The following is an 18482-nucleotide window of genomic DNA, read 5'->3' as shown; positions in this document are numbered from 1 at the left end:
CAGTGCCGGATATCCGTGACGTGAGGGGGCGGACCGCGGCCGCCCCCTCGCGTACGGACCGCATCCGACATGAACCGCACCCGACATGAACCGCACCCGACCGAGATGGGCAACGATGTCAGCCACACGCCGAGCACACCCCCGCGGCCTCTCCGCCGCGGGCGCCTTCCTGCTGAGCGCGACCACGGCAGCGACGGTGCTGCTGCCCACCGCGGCCCTCGCCGCGGGACCGGACTCCGTCACCTCGCACGCCGGCGCCACGACCGCGCAGGAGCGCGGCCGGATCGACGCCTACTGGACCGCCGACCGGATGAAGCTGGCGGGCGCCTTGGTCCCCGAGATCACCCCCGTGCCCGAGGACGACACCACGCCCGACGATCCGCGTCCGCTCCCGCCGAACACGCCGGACCCCGGCGCCGTCTGGACCCACGGCGGTGCGGTGGACCGGAGCGTCGGCCGGCTCTTCTTCACCTTCTCCGACGGCTACGACGGCAGTTGCACCGCGACCGTCGTCAACAGCGCGAACCGCAGCACCGTCGTCACCGCGGCGCACTGCCTGCGGGGCGTCGGGGCGCCCGCCACCGACGACACCTGGCGGCACAACCTCTACTTCGTGCCCGGCTACCGCAACGGGACGAAGCCGCTCGGCGGATTCAGCATCAAGTCCATGGCCACGTCCTCCCGTTGGGACGCCGATCCGGCCGGCACGACCTCGAACGACGTGGCCCTCGCCGGCTACGACAGCGCGGTCCTCGTGGCGAACCCGTCAGCCGAGGGGCGCCGGCTCGCGGACGTCACCGGAAGCCAGCGGATCGCGTTCACCGGGCCCGCGGCGGGCGAGTTCATCCACACCTTCGGCTACCCGAAGGACCGGCTCAACGACCCCAGCGCCAAGTACGCCGGTTCACGCATGATCCACTGCGCCGGAGCGAACCGGCCCGCCCCCAAGGCGCCCCTGCTGTGGGGCGAGTCCTGCGACATGTCCCACGGGGCGAGCGGCGGCCCGCACTTCGCCCGCTTCGACACCCGGACCGGCGCCGGCACCGTCGTCGGCGTCACCACCACCACGGAGGACCTCGCGGGCGGGCAGCCCGGCACGCTGTACGCCACCCGTTTCGGTGACAGTGCCCACCGCCTCTACAACTGGGCCCAGGCGCGCTCGGCCTGACCGGCACGGAGACCGGCCGGGACCGTCAGGTCCCACCGGGCTCCGACGGGCCCCACCAGGAGACGCCGGTACCGGGGGCGCGAGCCGACCGGCTTCCACACCCCCGGTACCGGCGTCCGAGGCCTCCGCCCGGGGAGGCCGTCCGAAGCCGCTGCGGCGTCCGTCAGGCCGGGACCACCCGGTAACTCCACATCGCCCAGGGCAGGTTGGACTGGGCCAGCGAGCCGGTGGCCCACGGGTACGCACCGGCGCAGTCCGCGCCCGAGTACAGCACCACGGACGCGGAGCCGGAGGCGACCTGGACGGAGCGGGCGGGCGCCGACAGGGTGTGGCAGGTGCCGAAGTCGCCCAGGTCGATCGTGGTCACCGCCCCGCTCCCGCCGGTACCGGTGTACAGGTGGGCGCCCGGCTGCGGCGGCGGCCAGCCGGCGGCGTGCGCCGATCCGGCGCCGAGGCCGATCAGGGCCGTGACCACGGTCGCCGCAGCGGCCGAGCCGCGGAGCATCGCCTTCGAGGTGAACATGCGTGAACCACCTTTCCGTAGGTGTGCTGGTGGTGCCGGCACGGCAGGCGGTGGCGAAGGATCTGTAGGGCTCACCGCCCCTACCGTGCCGGCGGGTTGGGCCACCGGGCCGAACGGCCCGGACCGCAGGGTCCTGCTCAGTAGACGTTGATCTCGTTGGTGCAGTAGGTCCAGTACGGGCGGGGCGGGGCCCAGCCGAGGTACTTGGTGCCGCAGATCTTGATGCTCTTGATCTTCACCCAGTACTTCGTCGCGACGTCCTTGCCCTGGTCCACCGCCAGCTCCGTCTTCTCGCTGTTGAAGTCGTCCGTGGCGCGGACGGAGCCCTTGAAGTAGGTGCCGTCGCCGACCTTGATCCACACCCAGCCGTCCGAGCAGTTGTCCACCTCGACCTGGACGTTGTCGAACTTGAAGTACTTCGTGCAGCCGGCCGTGGCAGCGGTGCCCGCCGCCGCGGGGGAGACCGATACGGTGGTCAGCGCGGCCACGGCGAGGCCCAGGGCGCCGGCCGTCCTGGCCAGCCTGCCGGACGGGTTGTTCACGGTGATGACTCCCATGGTGTGGTGACGAGGTGTCTGCTCGTGGAGCGTCTCCACTGTGCCGCGGCAGTCGCCGGTACGGCATCGGTCATCTGACCGCGATCGCCGGTACCGCGACGGGCGCGGGGATCAGTCAGATGACTGCACCCGTCCCGACCGGGCCGCCGTCCCCGAGCCGCGGACGGGCTCGGCCCAGCAGCGCGGCGATCACCCGCCGGACGACCGCGTGGCCCTCCGCGGCGCCGTCGAGGCCCACCGCACGGACAACGGTGCGGAGTTCCAGTTCGCCTTCCACCGGCACGTGCTCGACAAGGGCATCGCCCACACCTGCATCAAGCCGGCATCCCCCACCTCAACGGCAAGGTCGAACGCTCACACCGGATCGACGCCGAGGAGTTCTACGCACGCTCGCCGGTGTCGTCGACGACGGCACCGGCGTTCTCAACGACAAACCCCGAGAACGGGAGGACCACTACAACTCCCACCGCCCGGACGGCGCTCCGGGCGGCCAGACGCCCTATGAACGCCTCAAACAGAAGACCGGGACCCAGGTGTAACCGGGCTCCGGCAGATGCACAACTAGGGCGCACCGGACAGGACTTCCACCTCGCCCGTGTCGAGCGAGTAGTAGGCGCCGACCACGGCGAGGGCGCCCTTTCCCACGAGTGGGGCCAGGTCCTGGTTGGAGCGCAGGTCGGCTGCGGTCAGCGTGACCTGGGCGCGGGCCATGGTCTCGACCGGGTCGGCGCCGCCCTCCCGGACCGCTTGTTCGTACGCCGGCTGCAGGGCCTTGACGATCGCTTGCAGGTTGCCGGGCAACGGTTTGTCGTCACGAAGGGACTCGTACGCTGCCTTGACAGCGCCGCAGCGCTGATGCCCGAGGACCACGACGAGGGGGGTGCCACTCGTCATGGGCCCGTACTCGACAGAGCCGGTGACCACCGGGCCGACCGCCTCCCCGCCCGTGCGCATCACGTAAAGGTCGCCCAGACCGGTGTCGAAGAGGAGCTCGGGCGGCACTCGCGAGTCGATGCACGAGAGGATCGCCCCGAAAGGCTCCTGTTCCTGGGCCACGAGCTGACGCCGGTTCGGATCCCGGTCGGGGTGTTGAAGGTTCCCGCTCACCCAGCGCTTGTTGCCTTCCATCAGCCTCGTGAATGCCGCGGCGGGCGTGCTGGGCCGTGCTTGCGGCGAAGCGCTGGTCGTCGGCGAGTCCGCCCTCGTCGATGTGCACCCCGCGAGCGCGACCGTGGCGCCCACGAGCCCGCCGGCAAGGAGCGCTCTACGGCTCGGGTATCCGGTTCTGTCCATCGGCTGTTCCCCTCGACGTCGCTCGGACACGTCCCTGTGTCTCGGCCCGGCCAATTGTTCAGCGTGGCGTGGGTGCCCTGGCGGCAGGCGCAAGCGGGCACGGGCCACATTGCTGCGGATGGCCCAGAACTCGTTCGGGCATCGGGGCACTTGGCTTCGTCGGTGTCCGGGATCACGTCGGTGCCCTCCCCGGTGCCGCCCGAGACCGGGTTGATGGAGCGGGCGGTCAGGTGTAGAGCGCGGCGGCGCGGCGGGTCGCCTCGGTCAGGCGGGCGCGGAGTTCGGGCGGGTGGAGGACCTCGGCTTCCGGGCCGAGGCGCAGGAGTTCGAAGTAGCCGATGTCCCAGGTCTCGACCGGCAGGGTCACGGTGACCCAGCCGTCGGCGTCCGGGGGGCCCGCGGTGGCGAGGGCGTCGGAGGCGGCGGTCGGTTCCAGCAGGACGGCGAGGTTCTCGACGGCGAGCGGGCTCAGGCGCACCGTGGCCCGCTCGCGCAGCATGGCGCGGGCGAACTCCCGCGCCGCCGCGCTCCAGTAGCCGGCGAGGTCGAACTCCGGGTCGCGCTCGAACCGTTCGTCGCCGGCCTCGGCGGTCTCGAAGCGGTCGACGCGGTACGAGCCGACCCGGCCGGACGGGCCACGCGCCGCCAGGTACCACTGCCCGGCCTTCAGGACCAGGCCGTACGGTTCCAGCCGCCGCTCCCGGGTGCCGCCGCGTGCCGCGTAGCGGGCGTGGAGCACGCGGTCCTCCCACACGGCGCGCGACACCTCGGTGAGCAGCGGAGGGGGTTCGGCGTCGCGGAACCAGGCCGGTGCGTCCAGATGGAACCGCCGGGTGGCGGCCGCGGGGGCGTCGCCCAGGGCGGCGGCGACCTTCAGCCGCGCGGCGAGGGCGTGCCCGGCCAGGCCCATGTCGCGCAGCGGGCCCGGTAGCCCGGCCAGGTGCAGGACTTCGGCTTCGGCGCGTTCGAGACCGGTGAGACGGGTGCGGTAGCCGTCGACGAGCCGGTAGCCCCCGCCCCGGCCGCGTTCGGCGTACACCGGTACTCCGGCCTCGACCAGCGCGGTGACGTCCCGCTGCACGGTGCGCTCGGAGACCTCCAGCTCGGCCGCGAGTTCCGCGGCGGTCATCGTCCGCCGGGCCTGGAGGAGCAGCAGCAGCGCAATGGCCCGGCTCGCCCGCACGTCACTGCCCTCCGTCGCCTGTCGTCGTCGCGCGCCCGGACCTCCGGCGTACGGGCGCGGCACCATCCTCGCCGGGCGCGGCGGCGCGGGCCCGCCCGGGGCCGGGGGCGAGCCGTGCACGGCCCCGGCCCCGGGCGGGCATCCGCCGCGGACCACGCACGCGGCCCTGGCGTTCGTGCGGGCGCCGCACGCGGGCGCCGTACGTCAGCCCCGTAGGCGGTTGCGCTGGGTGATGTACTGGCGTACGAACGGCGAAAGGCCCTCCAGGTACCGCAGTCGGGCCTCGCTGTGCAGGGTGTCGACGGCGAGTGAGGTCTTGCCGCTGACGCTGCCGCTGACGTCGGTGAAGGCGACGAGCCGGCCTTTGGGGATGCTCGGGGACACCTCGCGCAGGTTGTCGGTGCGGGCGCCCGCGACGTCGATGGTGTCGCGCCTTCGGTCGGCCCCGGCGGCGTGCGGGGCCGGCGTCCGCGGGTCCGGCGTTCGCGGGTCCGGTACGGGCGGGGTCATGCCGGGTCCGCCTTCTCGCCGAGCTTGTCGAGGTCCGGGGCGAACGCGGCGGTCCAGTGCGGGTGCAGCCGGTAGTAGACCACGTCGTTGTCCCAGTCGAAGGCGTCGTCGCCGTAGAAGTCCCGGAAGTACGCGAGCAGGTCCGGCCAGTCCGCGGCCGGCTCGCCGCCGTGGGGGTTGAGGATCTCCACGGTGCCGTGGGTGAACACGCCCAGGTCCTCCCCGCGCAGGTGCGCGGCGCTGACGGCGGGCCGGGCGGCGAGGTGCCGGGCCTTCGCGGAGCCGCGTGCGGTGCCGAAGTGCCACTTCCCGTGAAGGAAGTGCCCGTCCACGCCGCTGATCCGCGGCTCGCCCTTCGCCGTCACGGTGGACAGCGCGAGCGTGCACATGCCGGTGAGCACGCGGGTGAGCTGCTCGGCGGTGAGTGTGCGCTCGTCGCTGATGATCGACCGCAGGTGTGCCGTGGAGCGGGAGAGCGAGGAGTGGAGGAGGGCTTGGAGCCGGTGGAGTTCGTCGGGTGTTTCGCGCATGAGGTTCCTTGTCCGTCCGTCGTTCCGGTCCGCGCCACCACGGCGCCGACCGGTGAACCCACTGTCTGCGCGAAACCCGACATCCTCTGTCGTATTTCCCGCGGTGTCCTCCCTTGTGTGGTGTCCTCCCTTGTGCGGTGTCCTCTGCACCTCGGCGGTGCCTCACGGTGGCGGGGGTCGGTGGCTTCGCGGTCGTTCCGATGGGCCGCTGACCCCGTGAGCGGCAACGGTGGTGACGTGCCGGCTGACGGGGAGGGTCAGCGGTGACTTGCTCGGCGATTCGTCGTCCCAGGTGGGTTCCTGTCCTTCGGCGAGGCGCAGCCGCGGGAAGCGGTCGAGCAGGGCTTCCAGCCCCACGGCCATCTGGGCCCGGGCCAGGTGCGCGCCGATGCAGTTGTGCGCGCCCCGGCCGAAGGCGAGGTGCGGGTTCTCCGCTCGGCACAGGTCGAGCCGGTCGGCGTCGGGGAACACCCGCTCGTCGCGGTTGGCCGAGGCGAGGACGGGCAGAACGGCGTCGCCCGCGCGGATCCTGCGGCCGTGCAACTCGATGTCCTCGACGGCCTGGAGGACCACGACGCCGTTCATGACCGGTATGTACCGCAGGAGCTCCTCCACCGCGCCGGGCAGGAGGCCGCGGTCGTCGCGGAGCCGGGCGTAGTGGTCGGGCGGGGTCAGCAGGGCCACCACGGCGTCGGCCAGGAACATGGTGCTCGTGCGGTAGCCGGCGACCAGCATCGAGAGCCCGAAGTTCACCACGCTCTCCCCGTCCAGGGTGCCGCGCCCGCACGCGTGGACCAGCTCGGTGAGGACGTCGTCGGCGGGCTCGCGCCGCTTGCGGTCGAGCAGGGACGCGATGTACTCGCGCAGTTCGGAGGTGACCTCGCGGCCCTCGTCCAGGGTGACCATCGCCCCGAGGGCGGCGTCCGCCCTGGGCAGGAAGTACTCGCGGTCCTCGTAGGGGATGCCCACCAGCTCGCACATGGCCAGCAGCGGGAAGGGCTCCAGGAAGCCGCCGACCAGGTCGCCGGGCTGCCCGGCGGCCGTGAAGTCGTCCAGCAGCCCGTCGGCCGACCGGCGCAGGCACGGCAGCCGGCGCCGGACGGAACGGACGCTGAACGGTTCGGCCAGAGCACGGCGCAGGGCCGCGTGGCGGGGTCCGTTCAGTTCCATCATCGTGATCAGGCCCGGCTCGTCGGCGGCGGCCCGGTCGGGCCGGGGCGGCCAGTCGTTGATGGTCGGCCGGATCAGCCGGGGGTCCGCGATCAGGTCCCGGACGTCCTCGTAGCGGGTGGCGTACCAGGCGGTGGCGCCGATCGGCAGCCGGACCTTCGCGAGCGGGCACTCCCGGCGCAGCCACCCGTACTGCGCGGGCGGGCCCATGGTGCCCGGGGGCGGGAGTGGCAGGTCGATCACAGGCGGGTCGACGGCGGGTCGCGGCGGTGTGCTGCTCACTGGCGGTGCTCCCTGGTCGCGTACGAGGTGGTCGGGCACGAGGCGGTCGCGTAGGAGGTGGTCGGGTGCGAGGTGGCATGGTGGGTCTCACCAGTCGACCGGGAGGGTCAGCGGTGACTTGGTCACGGATTCGTCGTCCCAGGCGGGTTCCTGTCCTGCGGCGAGGCGCAGCCGCGGGAAGCGGTCGAGCAGTGCCTCGACTCCCGCGGTCAGTTCGGCGCGGGCCAGGTGGGCGCCGAGGCAGTTGTGGGCCCCCCGCCCGAAGGCGAGGTGGCCCCGGCGGCCCGTGATCGCGCCGGCCCGGTCCAGGTCGAGCCGGTCGGCGTCGGCGAAGACCCGCTCGTCGCGGTTGGCGCAGGCCGGTACGGGGATGACGGCGTCGCCCGCGCGGATCGTCCGCCCGTGCAGTTCGATGTCCTCGGTCGCCAGGAGGATCACGGTGCCGTTCATCACCGGCATGTAGCGCAGGAACTCCTCCACCGCGCCGGGCATCAGCTTCCGGTCGTCGCGCAGGCGGGCCCACAGGTGCGGCCGGTCGAGCAGGGTGTGCACGGTGTCGGCCAGGAAGAAGCTGCTGATGCCGAAGCCGACGGTGAGCATGGACAGCCCGAAGGCAAGCACGTCGTCGTGGGTCAGCTCGCCGTCGTCGCACCGGCGGACCAGCCGGGTCAGGACGTCGTCGCCGGGCCGGTCCCGCTTCCGGGCGATCAGTGCGGCGACGTACTCGCGCAGCAGGTCGGTGACCCGGCGCCCCTCCTGCGAGGTCACCATGCCGCCGAGGGCCGCGTCCAGCACCGGGAGGAACCGGTCCCGGTCCTCGTAGGGGATGCCCACCAGGTCGCAGAGCACGAGCAGGGGGAAGGGGTCGGTGAAGCCGGCGACGAGGTCGCCGGGCGGGCCGTTCTCCTCGAACGCCCGCAGCAGGCGCCCGGCGAGCCCGACGATGCGCGGCAGGTGGTCGCGCACGGCCCGGGAGCTGAACGGCTCGGCCAGCGCCCGGCGCAGGGCCGCGTGGCGGGGGCCGTCGAGTTCGGCGATCGTGACCAGGCGCGGCCCGTCGTCCGCGGGTTGCCCGGGACGCGACGGCCAGTCGTTGATGGTCGGCCTGATCAGCCGGGGGTCCGCGAAGAGCATCCGGACGTCCTCGTGCCGGGTGGCGTACCAGGCGGTCGCGTCCATCGGCATCCTGACCCTGGCCAGGGGGCAGTTCTCGCGCAGCCGCGCGGACCCCTCGGGCGGCCCCATGGTGCCCGGCGGCGGGAGCGGGAAGTCCAGGACGTCCGGCTCGGCGCCGCGCCCCCGCGCACCGGGTGGCTGTCCGCTCATGCCGGTTTCCCGTCCGGGTGGCCGCGGCCGGGGCGTTCGATGTAGCCGGTGGTGTAGAAGTACGCCAGGTAGCGGTCCAGCAGCTCCGCGTCGACGGGAGGGCAGTGCAGGCCCGAGGTGGCCAGGTCGTGCTCGACGTTGGCCCGCCCGACGGTGGGGAAGGTGCCCTCGAAGTACATCTCCTTGACGGACATGTCGGCCTGTTTGCAGCGGTCCACGCACAGTGAGACGAACGGGGCCGTGGGGCTGGTGGGGTGCTGCGCGACGTGGCGGACGAGCTCGCCCACCCACTCCTCGTAGGGGAGCCGGGAGATCCGGTGGCCGGCCCTGTCCATCCGGTCGAGCATGTCGCACAGGCTCGCGGCGCGGGGGTTGGTCAGGTGGTAGGTCCGGCGGGTGGCGCGGTGGGTGGTGGCGATGTGCACCAGGGCGTCGGAGAGGAAGTCCACCGGGACGAAGTCCAGCGGCAGCCGGATGTCGGGGGCGAGCCCGGTCTCGCTGATGGTCTTGAACAGCGAGCAGATCGCGGTGTCGGTGTTGCACGCGCCGGTGTGCCGGTCGCCGGTGATCTCGTACGGACGGTAGACCGCCACCGGCAGGCCCTGGTCCTGGTCCGCGGCGTCGCGCAGCACCTCCTCGGCGACCCACTTGCTCTCGGCGTAGCCCATGGTGAGTCCGTCGGCGTGGTCGAGCGGCAGGTCCTCGTCGACGTGCCGTACGCCGGCGGTTCCGAAACCGGCGAGCACCGCGATGGTGGAGAGGAAGTGCACCGGCACCCGGCGCCCGGCCGCCAGTCGTACGAGCTCCCTGGTGCCTTCCACGTTGGTGCGGCGCAGCGCGTCGTACGGATAGATGAAGTTGACCTGCGCGGCCGAGTGGATCACCAGGTCGACGGTGTCGGCGAGTTCGTCGGCGCGGCCCGGCTCCAGCCCGAGGCCGGGCTCGGCGAGGTCGGCGGGCAGGCACACGATGCGGTCGGCGGCTTCGGGGGTGGCGAGGCCGAAGCGGGCGAGGTTGCGCATCACCTTCTGCCGGGCGTGGGCGGGGGCCCGGCTCCGCACCGGGCAGCACACCCGGGCGTCGGTGCGGCGCAGCAGCGCGTCCAGGAGGAAGGCGCCGACGAAGCCGGAGGCGCCGGTGAGCAGCACCTCGGCGGGGTGGTGCCAGTCCGGCTCCGGCCCGCGCGGTTGCGGGAGGGTGAAGCCCAGCCGTGCCTCGGCGCGGAAGTCCACCGGGGCCGCGTCGGCGTTCACCCTGTCGGGAGGGCCCTGGACGGCGGCGACGGCGGCGGTGAAGTCCTCCAGTGCGGGGGCGCGCAGCAGGCTGTGGACGAGGGTGCGGCCGTGCCGGGCGTCGAGGTCGAAGGCGGCCAGCGTACGGGTGACGGCCTCGGCTGCCAGCAGGGAGTCGCCGCCGATGTCGAAGAAGTTGTCGCCTGGCGCCGGGTGCACACCCAGCACCACCTGCCAGACCCGGGCCACCGTGTCCTGCGGGCCGGGCTCGGTGCCGTTCACGGCCGCCGGGACGGCCGCCTGCTCGGTCGCCGCCAGCCCGCGCAGCCGGTGGCGGTCGACCTTGCCCCCGGCCGTCACCGGGAAGCGCGCGAGTTCCACCAGCCGCGCGGGCACCGCGGGTGCGGGCAGCCAGGCGGCGAGACCGCTGCGGATGCGGTCCAGGGTCAGTGCCTGGCCGGGGCGGGCCGGGGTCACGTACCCGATCAGGGCGTCGCCGTCCCGTTCGACGACGGCCTCGCCCACCGCGTCGTCCGCGCGCAGCCGCGCCTCCACCTCGTCCGGCTCGATGCGGTGCCCGCGCAGTTTGATCTGCCGGTCCACCCGGGCCCGGTACTCCAGTACGCCGTCCGGGTACCGGACCACGCGGTCACCGGTGCGGTAGAGGCGCGTACCGGGCTCGACGAGGTCGTCGACGAAGCGTTCGGCGGTCAGCTCGGGGTCGCCGAGGTACCCCAGTGCGAGCCCGTCCCCGCCGACGAGGAGTTCGCCCTCCTCGCCGGTGTCGGCGAGCGTGCCGTCCGGGCGCAGCACGTGACAGGTGGAGTTCTCCAGGGGGAGGCCGATCGGCACGGCCGTCGCCCCGGGAGGCAGGTCGTGCAGCGCGTGTGCGGTGGAGACCACGCTGTTCTCGGTCGGGCCGTAGAGGTTGGCCACGGTGGTGTCCGGGCAGGCCGCCAGGATCGCGCGGGCCAGCTCCGCGTCCATCGCCTCGCCTCCGGCCGAGGCGAACCGCAGGGACCGCAGCGCCGAGGGCCTGGTGCGCGCGATGTGGTGGAACACCCCGGTGGTCAGGTACGCGATGTCGACCCGCTCGGAGAGCAGCAGCGACTCCAGGGCGGTCGGCGACAGCAGTTCCTCCTGGTCGGCGATCACGACGCAGGCGCCGGCGAGCAACGCGGGCCAGATCTCGATCGTGGAGGCGTCCGAGGAGAGGCCGTAGGCGTGCAGCACCCGCTCACCGGGCCGCGGCCGCTGCCGCACCAGGTCGGAGGCGGCCAGCCGGACGACGCCGCGGTGCGGGATCGCCACGGGTTTGGGGCGGCCGGTCGAGCCGGAGGTGAACATCACGTAGGCGCAGTCCGCGGGGAGTGCCCGGGCCCGCGGTACCGGGGCCGGGGCGGTCGGGGCCAGGACGCCCACGTCGATGCGGGAACGCACGCGCCGGATGCGGCGGGAGCTGCCGGGCAGCGCGACGACGGTGTGCACCCCCGCGTCCTCCGCCATCGCCTGCAGACGCGCGGGCGGCGAGGCGTCGTCGAGCGGGACGTAGGCCGCACCGCTCTTGAGGATGCCCAGGAACGCGACCAGCGCCTCCGGAGAACGGGCCCCGCACACCCCGACCGTGTCGCCGTACCGCACGCCGGAATCGTGCAGCCGGGCCGCCAGCGCGTCGGAGCGGAGCTTGAGTTCGCCGTAGCTGATGCTGCGGCCGTGCTGCACGGAGGCGATGGCCTGCGGGCGGTGCGCCGCCCGGGCGTCGAACAGCTCGTGGAGGCAGCGATCGCGTGGATACGGCACCGCCGCGGCGTGGTCGGCCGTGGCCTGATGCGTCCTTGTCCGGGTGTTCATCGGGATGTCACGCTCTCTGCCGCGCGCGGGTCGCGTGCGCGGCACGCTACGGTTCGAACTCCTTGGCGAAGGCGGCGAAGTCGGCGGTGCGCCATCTCTCGGGCCTCATGCGGATGAGGACGTCGTCGGCCAGCTGCCGCCGGTTGGCGTCCAGGTACGCCACCGCCGTGTCCGCGTCCAGATACCGGCGGGCCAGCTCCTCGCGTGCGGCCGGCGGCAGCGGGTCCTCGACGGCCACCACCGGCCCCTCCACACTGACGTAGCGGTAGGGCGCCGACTCGACCTGCGCGCAGAGGCTGAACCGTCCCGCGCTGCGGATGAGCCGGGCCTTCAGCGTCGTCCGCCCGGTCTGGATCGTCACCAGCCCGCCGGGCCGGTAGGAGTACCAGAGCGGGACGAGCAGCGGTCCGCCGCTGCCGTCGCGCGTGTCGTCCACCCCCAGGATTCCCACGTGCGGGCCGGCGAGGAACGCCTCCCGGGCTTCGACCGACATCCTGAGATCCACTGGTACCGCCTCGATTCGGCAGGAGACGCATCCGGTATCGATTCGCGCGAGGGAGCGTGAGCCGGCGGGGGCCTCCGGGCGGCCGGCGTGTGACCGCCGCAGGTCTGTGCGGGTCCTCGGTCCTTCTCGTCCGGTGCGCACGGCCTTCGGGAACCCGGTTGGGCGGCCAGGGCAGGGCCGGGGCCGGGCTCTCTCCTCCACGTTTCCACCACACCCGGGTGGCCCGCATCCCGGCGGCCGCGCCCGCGGTGCCTCCGCGGCCCCGCCGAAGAGCACGACGGGCGCCCCGGAGGGATCCTGCCAGTGTCGGCCGTCAGGTGGTTCCCGGCCGGTTCCAGGAGAAGGAGGGGCGCATGAGGGCGGCCATCCGGGCCGAGGGCCTGGTGAAGGACTTCGGTGACGTACGGGCCCTGGACGGGGTCGACCTGGACGTGCCGGAGGGGACGGTGCTGGGCCTGCTCGGCCCCAACGGCGCCGGCAAGAGCACCACGGTACGGGTGCTCACCACCCTGGTGCGGCCCGACGCGGGCAGCGCCCACGTGGCGGGGGTCGACGTGCTCAAGCACCCCGGCCGGGTTCGCAGCCTGCTGGGCCTCTGCGGCCAGTACGCGGCGGTCGACGAGTACCTCACCGGCCGGGAGAACCTCCAGATGGTCGGCGAGCTCTACCAGATGCGGACCAGGGACGCCAAGGCGCGCGCCCGGGAACTGCTGGAGTGGTTCGACCTCGCCGAGGCGGCCGACCGGCTGACCAGGACCTACTCCGGTGGCATGCGCCGCCGGCTCGACCTGGCGGCCGCGCTGGTGGTGCGACCCCCGGTGATGTTCCTCGATGAGCCCACCACCGGTCTGGACCCGCGCAACCGGCTGGCGCTGTGGGAGGTCGTCGAGATGCTGGCGACGGAGGGCACCACCCTGCTGCTCACCACCCAGTACCTGGAGGAGGCCGACCGGCTGGCGCACGACATCGTCGTGGTCGACCACGGCCGGGTGATCGCACGCGGCTCCGCCGACGACCTCAAGACCAGGACCGGCGGCGAGCGGGTGGAGGTGGTGGTCCACGACCGCGAGCAGATCGGTGCGGCCGTCACGGCGCTCACCCCGTACGGTGGGGGCCCGCTCAGCGTGGAGCAGCACACCCGGCGGATCCTCGTGCCGGTGGGCGGGGGCGCCCGGGTGCTCGCCGACGTCATCCGCGAGCTGGACGGGCTGGGCGTCCTCATCGATGACATCGGCCTGCGCAGGCCCACCCTCGACGACGTCTTCCTCTTCCTCACCGGCCACGCGGCCGAGGAGAACGACGCGGGAAAGCCGCCTCGGACGGCTTCCGGGGCCGGGCGGCGCCGGTGGACACGGAACGCCCAGGGGAATTCCCGGTGGGGGCTTCGGCGCCCCCGCCAGAAGTAGCGACCGGGCGGGCGACCACGTCCGGAAGGTCGCGCGAGTTGTGGCATTGCCGGCCGGCGGTGCTGGCACACCGGCCCGAGCGTTCCCGAGGCCGCTCGGGGTGCGGGCTGAACCTGCCGACCGGCAGGTAGCGATCGATCATCGTCCAATGACCGTCCGTGAGTTGCCGACGCGTCACAGCCCACCGTCAGGATCCGGTGCGCCGTCGGGGCCGGGGTGCCGAGGACCGGGCCGATCCGTGCCGAGCTTGCGGTCCCGCCGCAGTTCTCAGACCCGGGCTTCGACGGCGGCCGCGGTGCGATGAGTTCACCGGCGGCCTTCTCGTAGAACCGCGGTGGCCAGAGCAGTGCCGTCGGCCGTACCGAGCGCAGCACGTCCCGGTAGTCCTCGATGGGGCAGTACGTGACCACCGGCCGGGTGAGCAGCGGCGCCGAGAAGTGCCCTGTTGCCTGTACCTCGTCGGGTGCAGCAGCATGTCTTTCGTGTCCGGACAGTACCGGGGCGCGAAAGAGGAAAGGGCTCTCACTCATGTCCACATTCCTTCTGATACACGGTAGTTGGCACAGCGGGCGCTGCTGGGAGCGGGTGGTGCCGCTGCTGGAGGCGTACGGGCACCGGGTGTTCGCGCCGTCCCTGACCGGCTGCGGGGACAAGGCGCACCTGCTCGGACCGGAGGTGGGACTCGACACGTACGTCGACGACGTGGTCGGGCTGGTCGCCGAGCAGGACCTCGACGACGTCGTCCTCGTCGGCCACAGCTACGCGGGGCTGGTGATCTCCTCCGTGGCCAACCGGATCCCGGAGCGCATCGCACACCTCGTCTACCTCGACGCGCTGGTCCCGCAGGACGGCGAGTCCGCGGTCGACGTCCAACCCGTGGGGCGGCGGATGATCGAGCTCGCCGAGAAGTCCGAGAGCGGCTGGCGCGTCCCCCCGGTGCCCGAGCTGCCCGCGCCCCTCGGCCTGTTCGGCGTCACGGACCCGGCGGACGTGGCCTGGCTGCGCGAGACGCTCACGGACCAGACGGTGCGCTGCCTTCGGCAACCCGTGCGACTGGACAACCCGGCGGCGGACGCGATCCCGCGCACGCACATCCACAACGTCGGCCCCACGCCGCCGGGCATCACCCGCCGCCCCGTCCCCCCGGTCCAGCCCAACGGCTCTGCCGCGCAGGTCTGGGAGCTGCTGACCGGCCACGACTGCATGATCACCATGCCGAGGGAACTGAGTGAACTGCTCCTCAAGCTCGCCTGAGCAGCACATCGTCGACCTGAGGTGATCTCGGTCTGCGTAGCGGGGTACGGGCTCAGGCCTGAGCCTCGTGGTCGCGATCAGTCGTCGTGGTGGTCCGCCTGCTCCTTCCTGTGCCGGGGGAGTCGGTGGGACTCGACCGGTCGTCCGCCGGCGAGGTGCTCGGTGACGATGCGGCCGGCGACAGCCGGGTCGACCTTCCCGTACCAGACGTCGTCCGGCTGCACGCTGGCGACGGGGGCCTGGTTGCAGGGGAACTGGCACCCCGTCTGGGTGACGAGCACGTCGTCGTCGCCGAGGCCGTGCTCGGTCAGTTTCTGCACCAGGGCGCGTAGTCCCTCCTCCGCGCCCTTGGCCGCGCAACGCGGGCCGCGGCACACCAGGACCTGGTGCCGGTGGCCGGGGACGTCCTCCCAGGCCGCGGACGTGAGGCCGGGCTCCTTGCCGGTGATGGCCTTCGTCACCGCGGCCACCGCGGGGACCGCGTCCGGTGCGTCGGCGAGGCGGGTCGCGACGAGGAGTTCGGGGCGGTGGCCCGCGCGCTCGCGCCACCAGTGCGCCGCGATCCGCCGCAGCCAGGACTGGGCCGGGCCGGAGGCCGCGAGGCGGACGCCGATCACGACCACGGTCTCGGCGCCCGCGTTGGCCAGCCTGGTCAGCTCGGCCGATAGGGAGGGGTCTGCCTGCTGCAGGAACGCGATCGAGGCCTGGTGCGACGCCGCTGTCCGGAGGAGTTCGTCACGACGGACGGCTTCCCCGATCGACATGCCGACCAGGAGCGTGGCACTGCGGCGGGCGAGCGCGCCCGGGACGGGGAGGGTCATGGTGTTGTCCCTTCGGGGAGCAGTCCGTTCCACCGGATGTGCGGTCTGTCGTGCCGGGGGTGTCGTTCCACGGTGACGTCGACGCCGTAGACGTGCGCGATCGTCGGCGAGGTGAGCACGTCCGAGCTGGGCCCGTGGGCGACCAGCCGGCCGTCGAGCAGGACGGCGACCTCGTCGCAGTAGGCGGCGGCGAGTTCGAGGTCGTGCAGCGCGGCTACCGTGGTGACGCCCAGCCCGCGTACGGTGTCGAGGAAGCCGAGTTGGTGGCGTAGGTCGAGGTGGTTGGTGGGCTCGTCGAGCAGGAGCACGCCGGGCTCCTGCACCAGTGCCCGCGCGAGCTGGACCCGCTGCCGCTCGCCACCCGACAGCGTCGGCCAGGACCGGTCGAGCAGGTGGCCGACGTCGGCCGCGGCAACGGCATCGGCGAACACGGATCGCTCGTGGGCGTCGGTGGCGGAGTTCGCCGGCACGGGCCAGCGGCTGCGGTGCGGTGTGCGTCCGAGCTCGATGACCTGACGGACCGGCAGCGACAGCCGGGTGTCCGCCTGCTGCTCCATGAAGGCCACCTGCCGTGCTCGTCGGCGGGCCGTGAGTGCGTGGAGATCCTCTCCGTCCAGGAGGACGCGTCCCTCGCTCGGCCGGGTCAGTCCGGCGACCGCGCGCAGCAAGGTGGTCTTCCCGGCGCCGTTGGGCCCGAGCAGGCCGGTGATCCGGCCGGGGGCGAACGCGAGCGAGACCGCGTCCAGCAGGGTGGCTCCGCCGATGCGCACTCGAAGTCCCTGCGCGCGCAGCTCGGCGGGGGGCGTCACCGTCACTGCCCCCTCCCGTCGGCCCGCCCCTGGCGCCACAGCAGCCAGGCGAAGAAGGGCGCTCCGAGTCCGGCCGTGATGACGCCGACGGGGATCTCCCGGTCGGGGAGGACCGAGCGCGCCACGATGTCGCTGCCCACCAGGAGGGACGCGCCCACCAGTGCCGACACGGGCAGCAGGAGGGCGTGGCGCGGGCCGCAGACGAGCCGGACGACATGCGGTACGACCAGGCCGAGGAACCCGATGACGCCGGTGTGGGCGACCAGGCACGCGGTCACCAGGGCGGCGGTGGCGACGAGGACCCAGCGGGTGCGCTCGACGTGGACGCCGAGGGAGCGGGCGGCGGTCTCGCCGAACGCGAAGGCGTCCAGGTCGCGGGCCGAGGAGGCCAGGACCGTGACACCGGCCAGCGCGACCGCGGTCAGGAAGACGGCGGTGGGCCACCGCACGCCGGCGACCGAGCCCAGCGTCCACTCCATGACACCGCGCGCCGCGTTGCGGTCCCCGAGGACCATCACCACGAACGAGGTGTAGGCCCCGCACATCTGTCCCACCGCGATGCCGGCGAGCACGGTCCGGGTGGTCGGTAGCGATCGGGTGCGGGCGCCGGCCAGTGCCAGGACGACGACGGCGGCGAGCAGGGCGCCGGCGAAGGCCGCCGTCGCGACCGCGCCGGTGCCCACGGCGCCGGACACGCCGACGCCGAGGACGATCACGGTGACCGCGCCGGCGGCGGCTCCGTCGGAGATCCCGAGCAGGAAGGGATCGGCCAGGTCGTTGCCGGTCAGCGTCTGCAGCACCGCGCCGCAGACCGCGAGGCCCGCGCCGGTGGCGGCCGCTCCCAGGACCCGGGGCAGCCGCAGCTGCCAGACGATCTGGTCGTCCAGCAGCGTGACGTTCGGGTCGCCCAGCCCGAGACGGCGCAGGACGACGTCGATCACCGTCCGGACCGGTTCGTGTTGCGAGCCCACGGCCAGGCCGAGGAGCACGGTGGCCAGGAGCAGGGCCGCACCGACGGCCAGGGCCGCCGTCGCGCGGCCCTGACCGGAGCGCCGCGCGACGGGGTGGGGCGCGGTGGTCATGAACCCGGGTGCAGTTGGCCCAGTCCCGCGGACACCTTGGCGGCGCCGTCGGCGAGCAGCACACCGGGAGTCGACTCCGAGAACGGCACCACCACGAAGGCCTTGCGCTGCACGGCGGTGAGCTTGCTCAGCACCGGGTCGTTCTCCAAGTAGTCGATCTTGGACTGGGCCGTGTCCCAGCCGGCGTCCGCGAGCACGATGGCGTCCGGGTCCGCCGCGACGACCTTCTCCCAGCTCACGTTCTGCCAGCCACCGGGCAGGTCCGCGAAGACGTTGCGGGCGCCGACGGCGTCGAGCACGAGTTGAGGTCCGCCGTGGCCGGCGCCGACGAACGGCGCCTTGGTGTCCGAGTCGAACCACAGGACCTTCAGGTCCTTGCCCGCGGCCGTCGCCGTCAACTGGGCCAGCTGCTGCTCCTGCTGCTGCCGGATCGCGGTGGCCCGCTCCGTGACACCGAAGACCTTGGCGACGTCGTTCAGTTCGCCCCACACCGCCTGCCAGGTCGTCGGCGCCACCTGGCTCTTGTCCGAGCAGCCGAACGGGGACAGGTACGACGGGATGCCCTGGCCGCGCAGTTCCTCCCGGGTGCCCGCGACCTTGTCGGTGAACGCGCTGGAGTAGGAGGCGTACAGGAAGTCGGGACGGGCCGCGAGGAGCTTCTCCTTCGTCGGGTAGTCCTTGGAGAGCACCGGGACGGAGTCGTAGGCCGCCTTCCACTTCTCCGGGACGGAGTCGTCGAGGTAGGCGGTACCGGCCATGCGGGACTGCAGGCCGAGGGCCAGGGCCACTTCGGTGGCGCCCTGGTTGAGCGTCACCAGCCGGTCGGGCGGCGCGCCGACCGTGACGGTGGTCCCGCAGTTGTCGACGCTGACCGGCGCGGCAGTTCCGGTCGTCCCGCCGGACGTGGCGGGCGCGGGGGCGCCCGTGCAGGCTCCGAGCATGCCGACGAACAGGACGGCCGCGACCGCCCGGCCGACACG

General features: G+C 73.2%; 18 protein-coding genes and 1 pseudogene. 4 read left to right on the top strand and 15 right to left on the bottom strand.

The window, feature by feature from the left end; genetic code table 11:
- Window positions 1-115: 115 nt before the first annotated feature.
- Window positions 116-1168 (top strand): trypsin-like serine peptidase, encoded by a 1053-nt coding sequence (locus ABT015_RS14490; RefSeq protein WP_350879295.1) that lies wholly within the window; start codon window positions 116-118, stop codon window positions 1166-1168.
- 163 nt (window positions 1169-1331) lie between these two features.
- Here the strand turns inward: ABT015_RS14490 and ABT015_RS14485 are convergent, their stop codons facing one another.
- The 3 genes from ABT015_RS14485 to ABT015_RS14475 form a co-directional block, all read right to left on the bottom strand.
- The gene (locus tag ABT015_RS14485) at window positions 1332-1691 is read right to left on the bottom strand and encodes a hypothetical protein (protein ID WP_350879294.1); all 360 of its coding nucleotides are present in this window, start codon (window positions 1689-1691) and stop codon (window positions 1332-1334) included.
- A gap of 137 nt (window positions 1692-1828) precedes the next feature.
- On the bottom strand, window positions 1829-2233 hold the full coding sequence (locus tag ABT015_RS14480) for a hypothetical protein (RefSeq protein WP_350879293.1): 405 nt from the start codon (window positions 2231-2233) through the stop codon (window positions 1829-1831).
- A 130-nt stretch (window positions 2234-2363) separates the two neighbouring features.
- Window positions 2364-2555: a hypothetical protein gene (locus ABT015_RS14475; RefSeq protein ID WP_350879369.1), complete on the bottom strand. Its 192-nt coding sequence runs from the start codon at window positions 2553-2555 to the stop codon at window positions 2364-2366.
- Between ABT015_RS14475 and ABT015_RS14470 the strand changes: the two are divergent.
- Window positions 2487-2787: pseudogene (locus ABT015_RS14470) on the top strand (integrase core domain-containing protein); the annotation flags it as partial. The gene ABT015_RS14475 and the pseudogene ABT015_RS14470 sit on opposite strands and share 69 nt — an antisense overlap.
- 22 nt (window positions 2788-2809) lie before the next feature.
- Here the strand turns inward: ABT015_RS14470 and ABT015_RS14465 are convergent.
- The 8 genes from ABT015_RS14465 to ABT015_RS14430 form a co-directional block, all read right to left on the bottom strand.
- Window positions 2810-3376 (bottom strand): carbonic anhydrase, encoded by a 567-nt coding sequence (locus tag ABT015_RS14465; RefSeq protein WP_350879292.1) that lies wholly within the window; start codon window positions 3374-3376, stop codon window positions 2810-2812.
- 391 nt (window positions 3377-3767) lie between these two features.
- Complete coding sequence (locus tag ABT015_RS14460; protein ID WP_350879291.1) at window positions 3768-4724, bottom strand: helix-turn-helix transcriptional regulator; 957 nt, start codon at window positions 4722-4724, stop codon at window positions 3768-3770.
- A gap of 204 nt (window positions 4725-4928) precedes the next feature.
- Window positions 4929-5234, bottom strand: coding sequence for a P-loop NTPase family protein (locus ABT015_RS14455; protein WP_350879290.1), 306 nt, complete (start codon window positions 5232-5234; stop codon window positions 4929-4931).
- A complete protein-coding gene (locus ABT015_RS14450) occupies window positions 5231-5764 on the bottom strand; it encodes a pyridoxamine 5'-phosphate oxidase family protein (RefSeq protein WP_350879288.1) in 534 nt (177 codons plus the stop codon). The genes ABT015_RS14455 and ABT015_RS14450 overlap by 4 nt, the downstream gene beginning before the upstream one ends.
- A 162-nt stretch (window positions 5765-5926) precedes the next feature.
- Window positions 5927-7216, bottom strand: a complete 1290-nt coding sequence (locus tag ABT015_RS14445; protein WP_350879287.1) for a cytochrome P450 — start codon at window positions 7214-7216, stop codon at window positions 5927-5929.
- Between the two features lie 87 nt (window positions 7217-7303).
- Window positions 7304-8542, bottom strand: coding sequence for a cytochrome P450 (locus ABT015_RS14440; protein ID WP_350879286.1), 1239 nt, complete (start codon window positions 8540-8542; stop codon window positions 7304-7306).
- Window positions 8539-11625, bottom strand: a complete 3087-nt coding sequence (locus ABT015_RS14435) for an amino acid adenylation domain-containing protein (protein ID WP_350879285.1) — start codon at window positions 11623-11625, stop codon at window positions 8539-8541. The genes ABT015_RS14440 and ABT015_RS14435 overlap by 4 nt, the downstream gene beginning before the upstream one ends.
- A gap of 46 nt (window positions 11626-11671) precedes the next feature.
- The gene (locus tag ABT015_RS14430) at window positions 11672-12118 is read right to left on the bottom strand and encodes a pyridoxamine 5'-phosphate oxidase family protein (RefSeq protein ID WP_350879284.1); all 447 of its coding nucleotides are present in this window, start codon (window positions 12116-12118) and stop codon (window positions 11672-11674) included.
- A 365-nt stretch (window positions 12119-12483) separates the two neighbouring features.
- Here ABT015_RS14430 and ABT015_RS14425 point away from each other — a divergent pair, with 365 nt between their 5' ends.
- Window positions 12484-13536, top strand: coding sequence for an ATP-binding cassette domain-containing protein (locus tag ABT015_RS14425; protein WP_350879283.1), 1053 nt, complete (start codon window positions 12484-12486; stop codon window positions 13534-13536).
- Between the two features lie 528 nt (window positions 13537-14064).
- On the top strand, window positions 14065-14790 hold the full coding sequence (locus ABT015_RS14420; RefSeq protein WP_350879282.1) for an alpha/beta fold hydrolase: 726 nt from the start codon (window positions 14065-14067) through the stop codon (window positions 14788-14790).
- Window positions 14791-14867: 77 nt separating this feature from the next.
- Here the strand turns inward: ABT015_RS14420 and ABT015_RS14415 are convergent, their stop codons facing one another.
- The 4 genes from ABT015_RS14415 to ABT015_RS14400 are packed head-to-tail and all read right to left on the bottom strand — an operon-like array spanning window position 14868 to window position 18443.
- The gene (locus ABT015_RS14415; protein WP_350879281.1) at window positions 14868-15611 is read right to left on the bottom strand and encodes a (2Fe-2S) ferredoxin domain-containing protein; all 744 of its coding nucleotides are present in this window, start codon (window positions 15609-15611) and stop codon (window positions 14868-14870) included.
- On the bottom strand, window positions 15608-16426 hold the full coding sequence (locus tag ABT015_RS14410) for an ABC transporter ATP-binding protein (RefSeq protein WP_350879280.1): 819 nt from the start codon (window positions 16424-16426) through the stop codon (window positions 15608-15610). Before ABT015_RS14410 ends, ABT015_RS14415 begins: the two co-directional genes overlap by 4 nt.
- Entirely contained in the window at window positions 16423-17502 is a 1080-nt protein-coding gene (locus ABT015_RS14405; protein ID WP_350879279.1) for a FecCD family ABC transporter permease, read from the bottom strand. Before ABT015_RS14405 ends, ABT015_RS14410 begins: the two co-directional genes overlap by 4 nt.
- On the bottom strand, window positions 17499-18443 hold the full coding sequence (locus ABT015_RS14400) for an ABC transporter substrate-binding protein (protein ID WP_350879278.1): 945 nt from the start codon (window positions 18441-18443) through the stop codon (window positions 17499-17501). The genes ABT015_RS14405 and ABT015_RS14400 overlap by 4 nt, the downstream gene beginning before the upstream one ends.
- Between the last annotated feature and the right edge of the window lie 39 nt (window positions 18444-18482).

The sequence above is a fragment of the Kitasatospora sp. NPDC094016 genome (assembly GCF_040304045.1).
Classification (GTDB): domain Bacteria; phylum Actinomycetota; class Actinomycetes; order Streptomycetales; family Streptomycetaceae; genus Kitasatospora.
This window is presented reverse-complemented; position numbering and strand designations above follow the sequence as displayed.

Coding starts and splice junctions, on each gene's coding strand:
- ABT015_RS14455 (WP_350879290.1), bottom strand. CDS start 5,234: ATGACCCCGCCCGTACCGGACCCGCGAACGCCGGACCCGCGGACGCCG.
- ABT015_RS14415 (WP_350879281.1), bottom strand. CDS start 15,611: ATGACCCTCCCCGTCCCGGGCGCGCTCGCCCGCCGCAGTGCCACGCTC.
- ABT015_RS14430 (WP_350879284.1), bottom strand. CDS start 12,118: ATGTCGGTCGAAGCCCGGGAGGCGTTCCTCGCCGGCCCGCACGTGGGA.
- ABT015_RS14435 (WP_350879285.1), bottom strand. CDS start 11,625: ATGAACACCCGGACAAGGACGCATCAGGCCACGGCCGACCACGCCGCG.
- ABT015_RS14425 (WP_350879283.1), top strand. CDS start 12,484: ATGAGGGCGGCCATCCGGGCCGAGGGCCTGGTGAAGGACTTCGGTGAC.
- ABT015_RS14440 (WP_350879286.1), bottom strand. CDS start 8,542: ATGAGCGGACAGCCACCCGGTGCGCGGGGGCGCGGCGCCGAGCCGGAC.
- ABT015_RS14490 (WP_350879295.1), top strand. CDS start 116: ATGTCAGCCACACGCCGAGCACACCCCCGCGGCCTCTCCGCCGCGGGC.
- ABT015_RS14465 (WP_350879292.1), bottom strand. CDS start 3,376: ATGGAAGGCAACAAGCGCTGGGTGAGCGGGAACCTTCAACACCCCGAC.
- ABT015_RS14485 (WP_350879294.1), bottom strand. CDS start 1,691: ATGTTCACCTCGAAGGCGATGCTCCGCGGCTCGGCCGCTGCGGCGACC.
- ABT015_RS14400 (WP_350879278.1), bottom strand. CDS start 18,443: ATGCTCGGAGCCTGCACGGGCGCCCCCGCGCCCGCCACGTCCGGCGGG.
- ABT015_RS14420 (WP_350879282.1), top strand. CDS start 14,065: ATGTCCACATTCCTTCTGATACACGGTAGTTGGCACAGCGGGCGCTGC.
- ABT015_RS14405 (WP_350879279.1), bottom strand. CDS start 17,502: ATGACCACCGCGCCCCACCCCGTCGCGCGGCGCTCCGGTCAGGGCCGC.
- ABT015_RS14450 (WP_350879288.1), bottom strand. CDS start 5,764: ATGCGCGAAACACCCGACGAACTCCACCGGCTCCAAGCCCTCCTCCAC.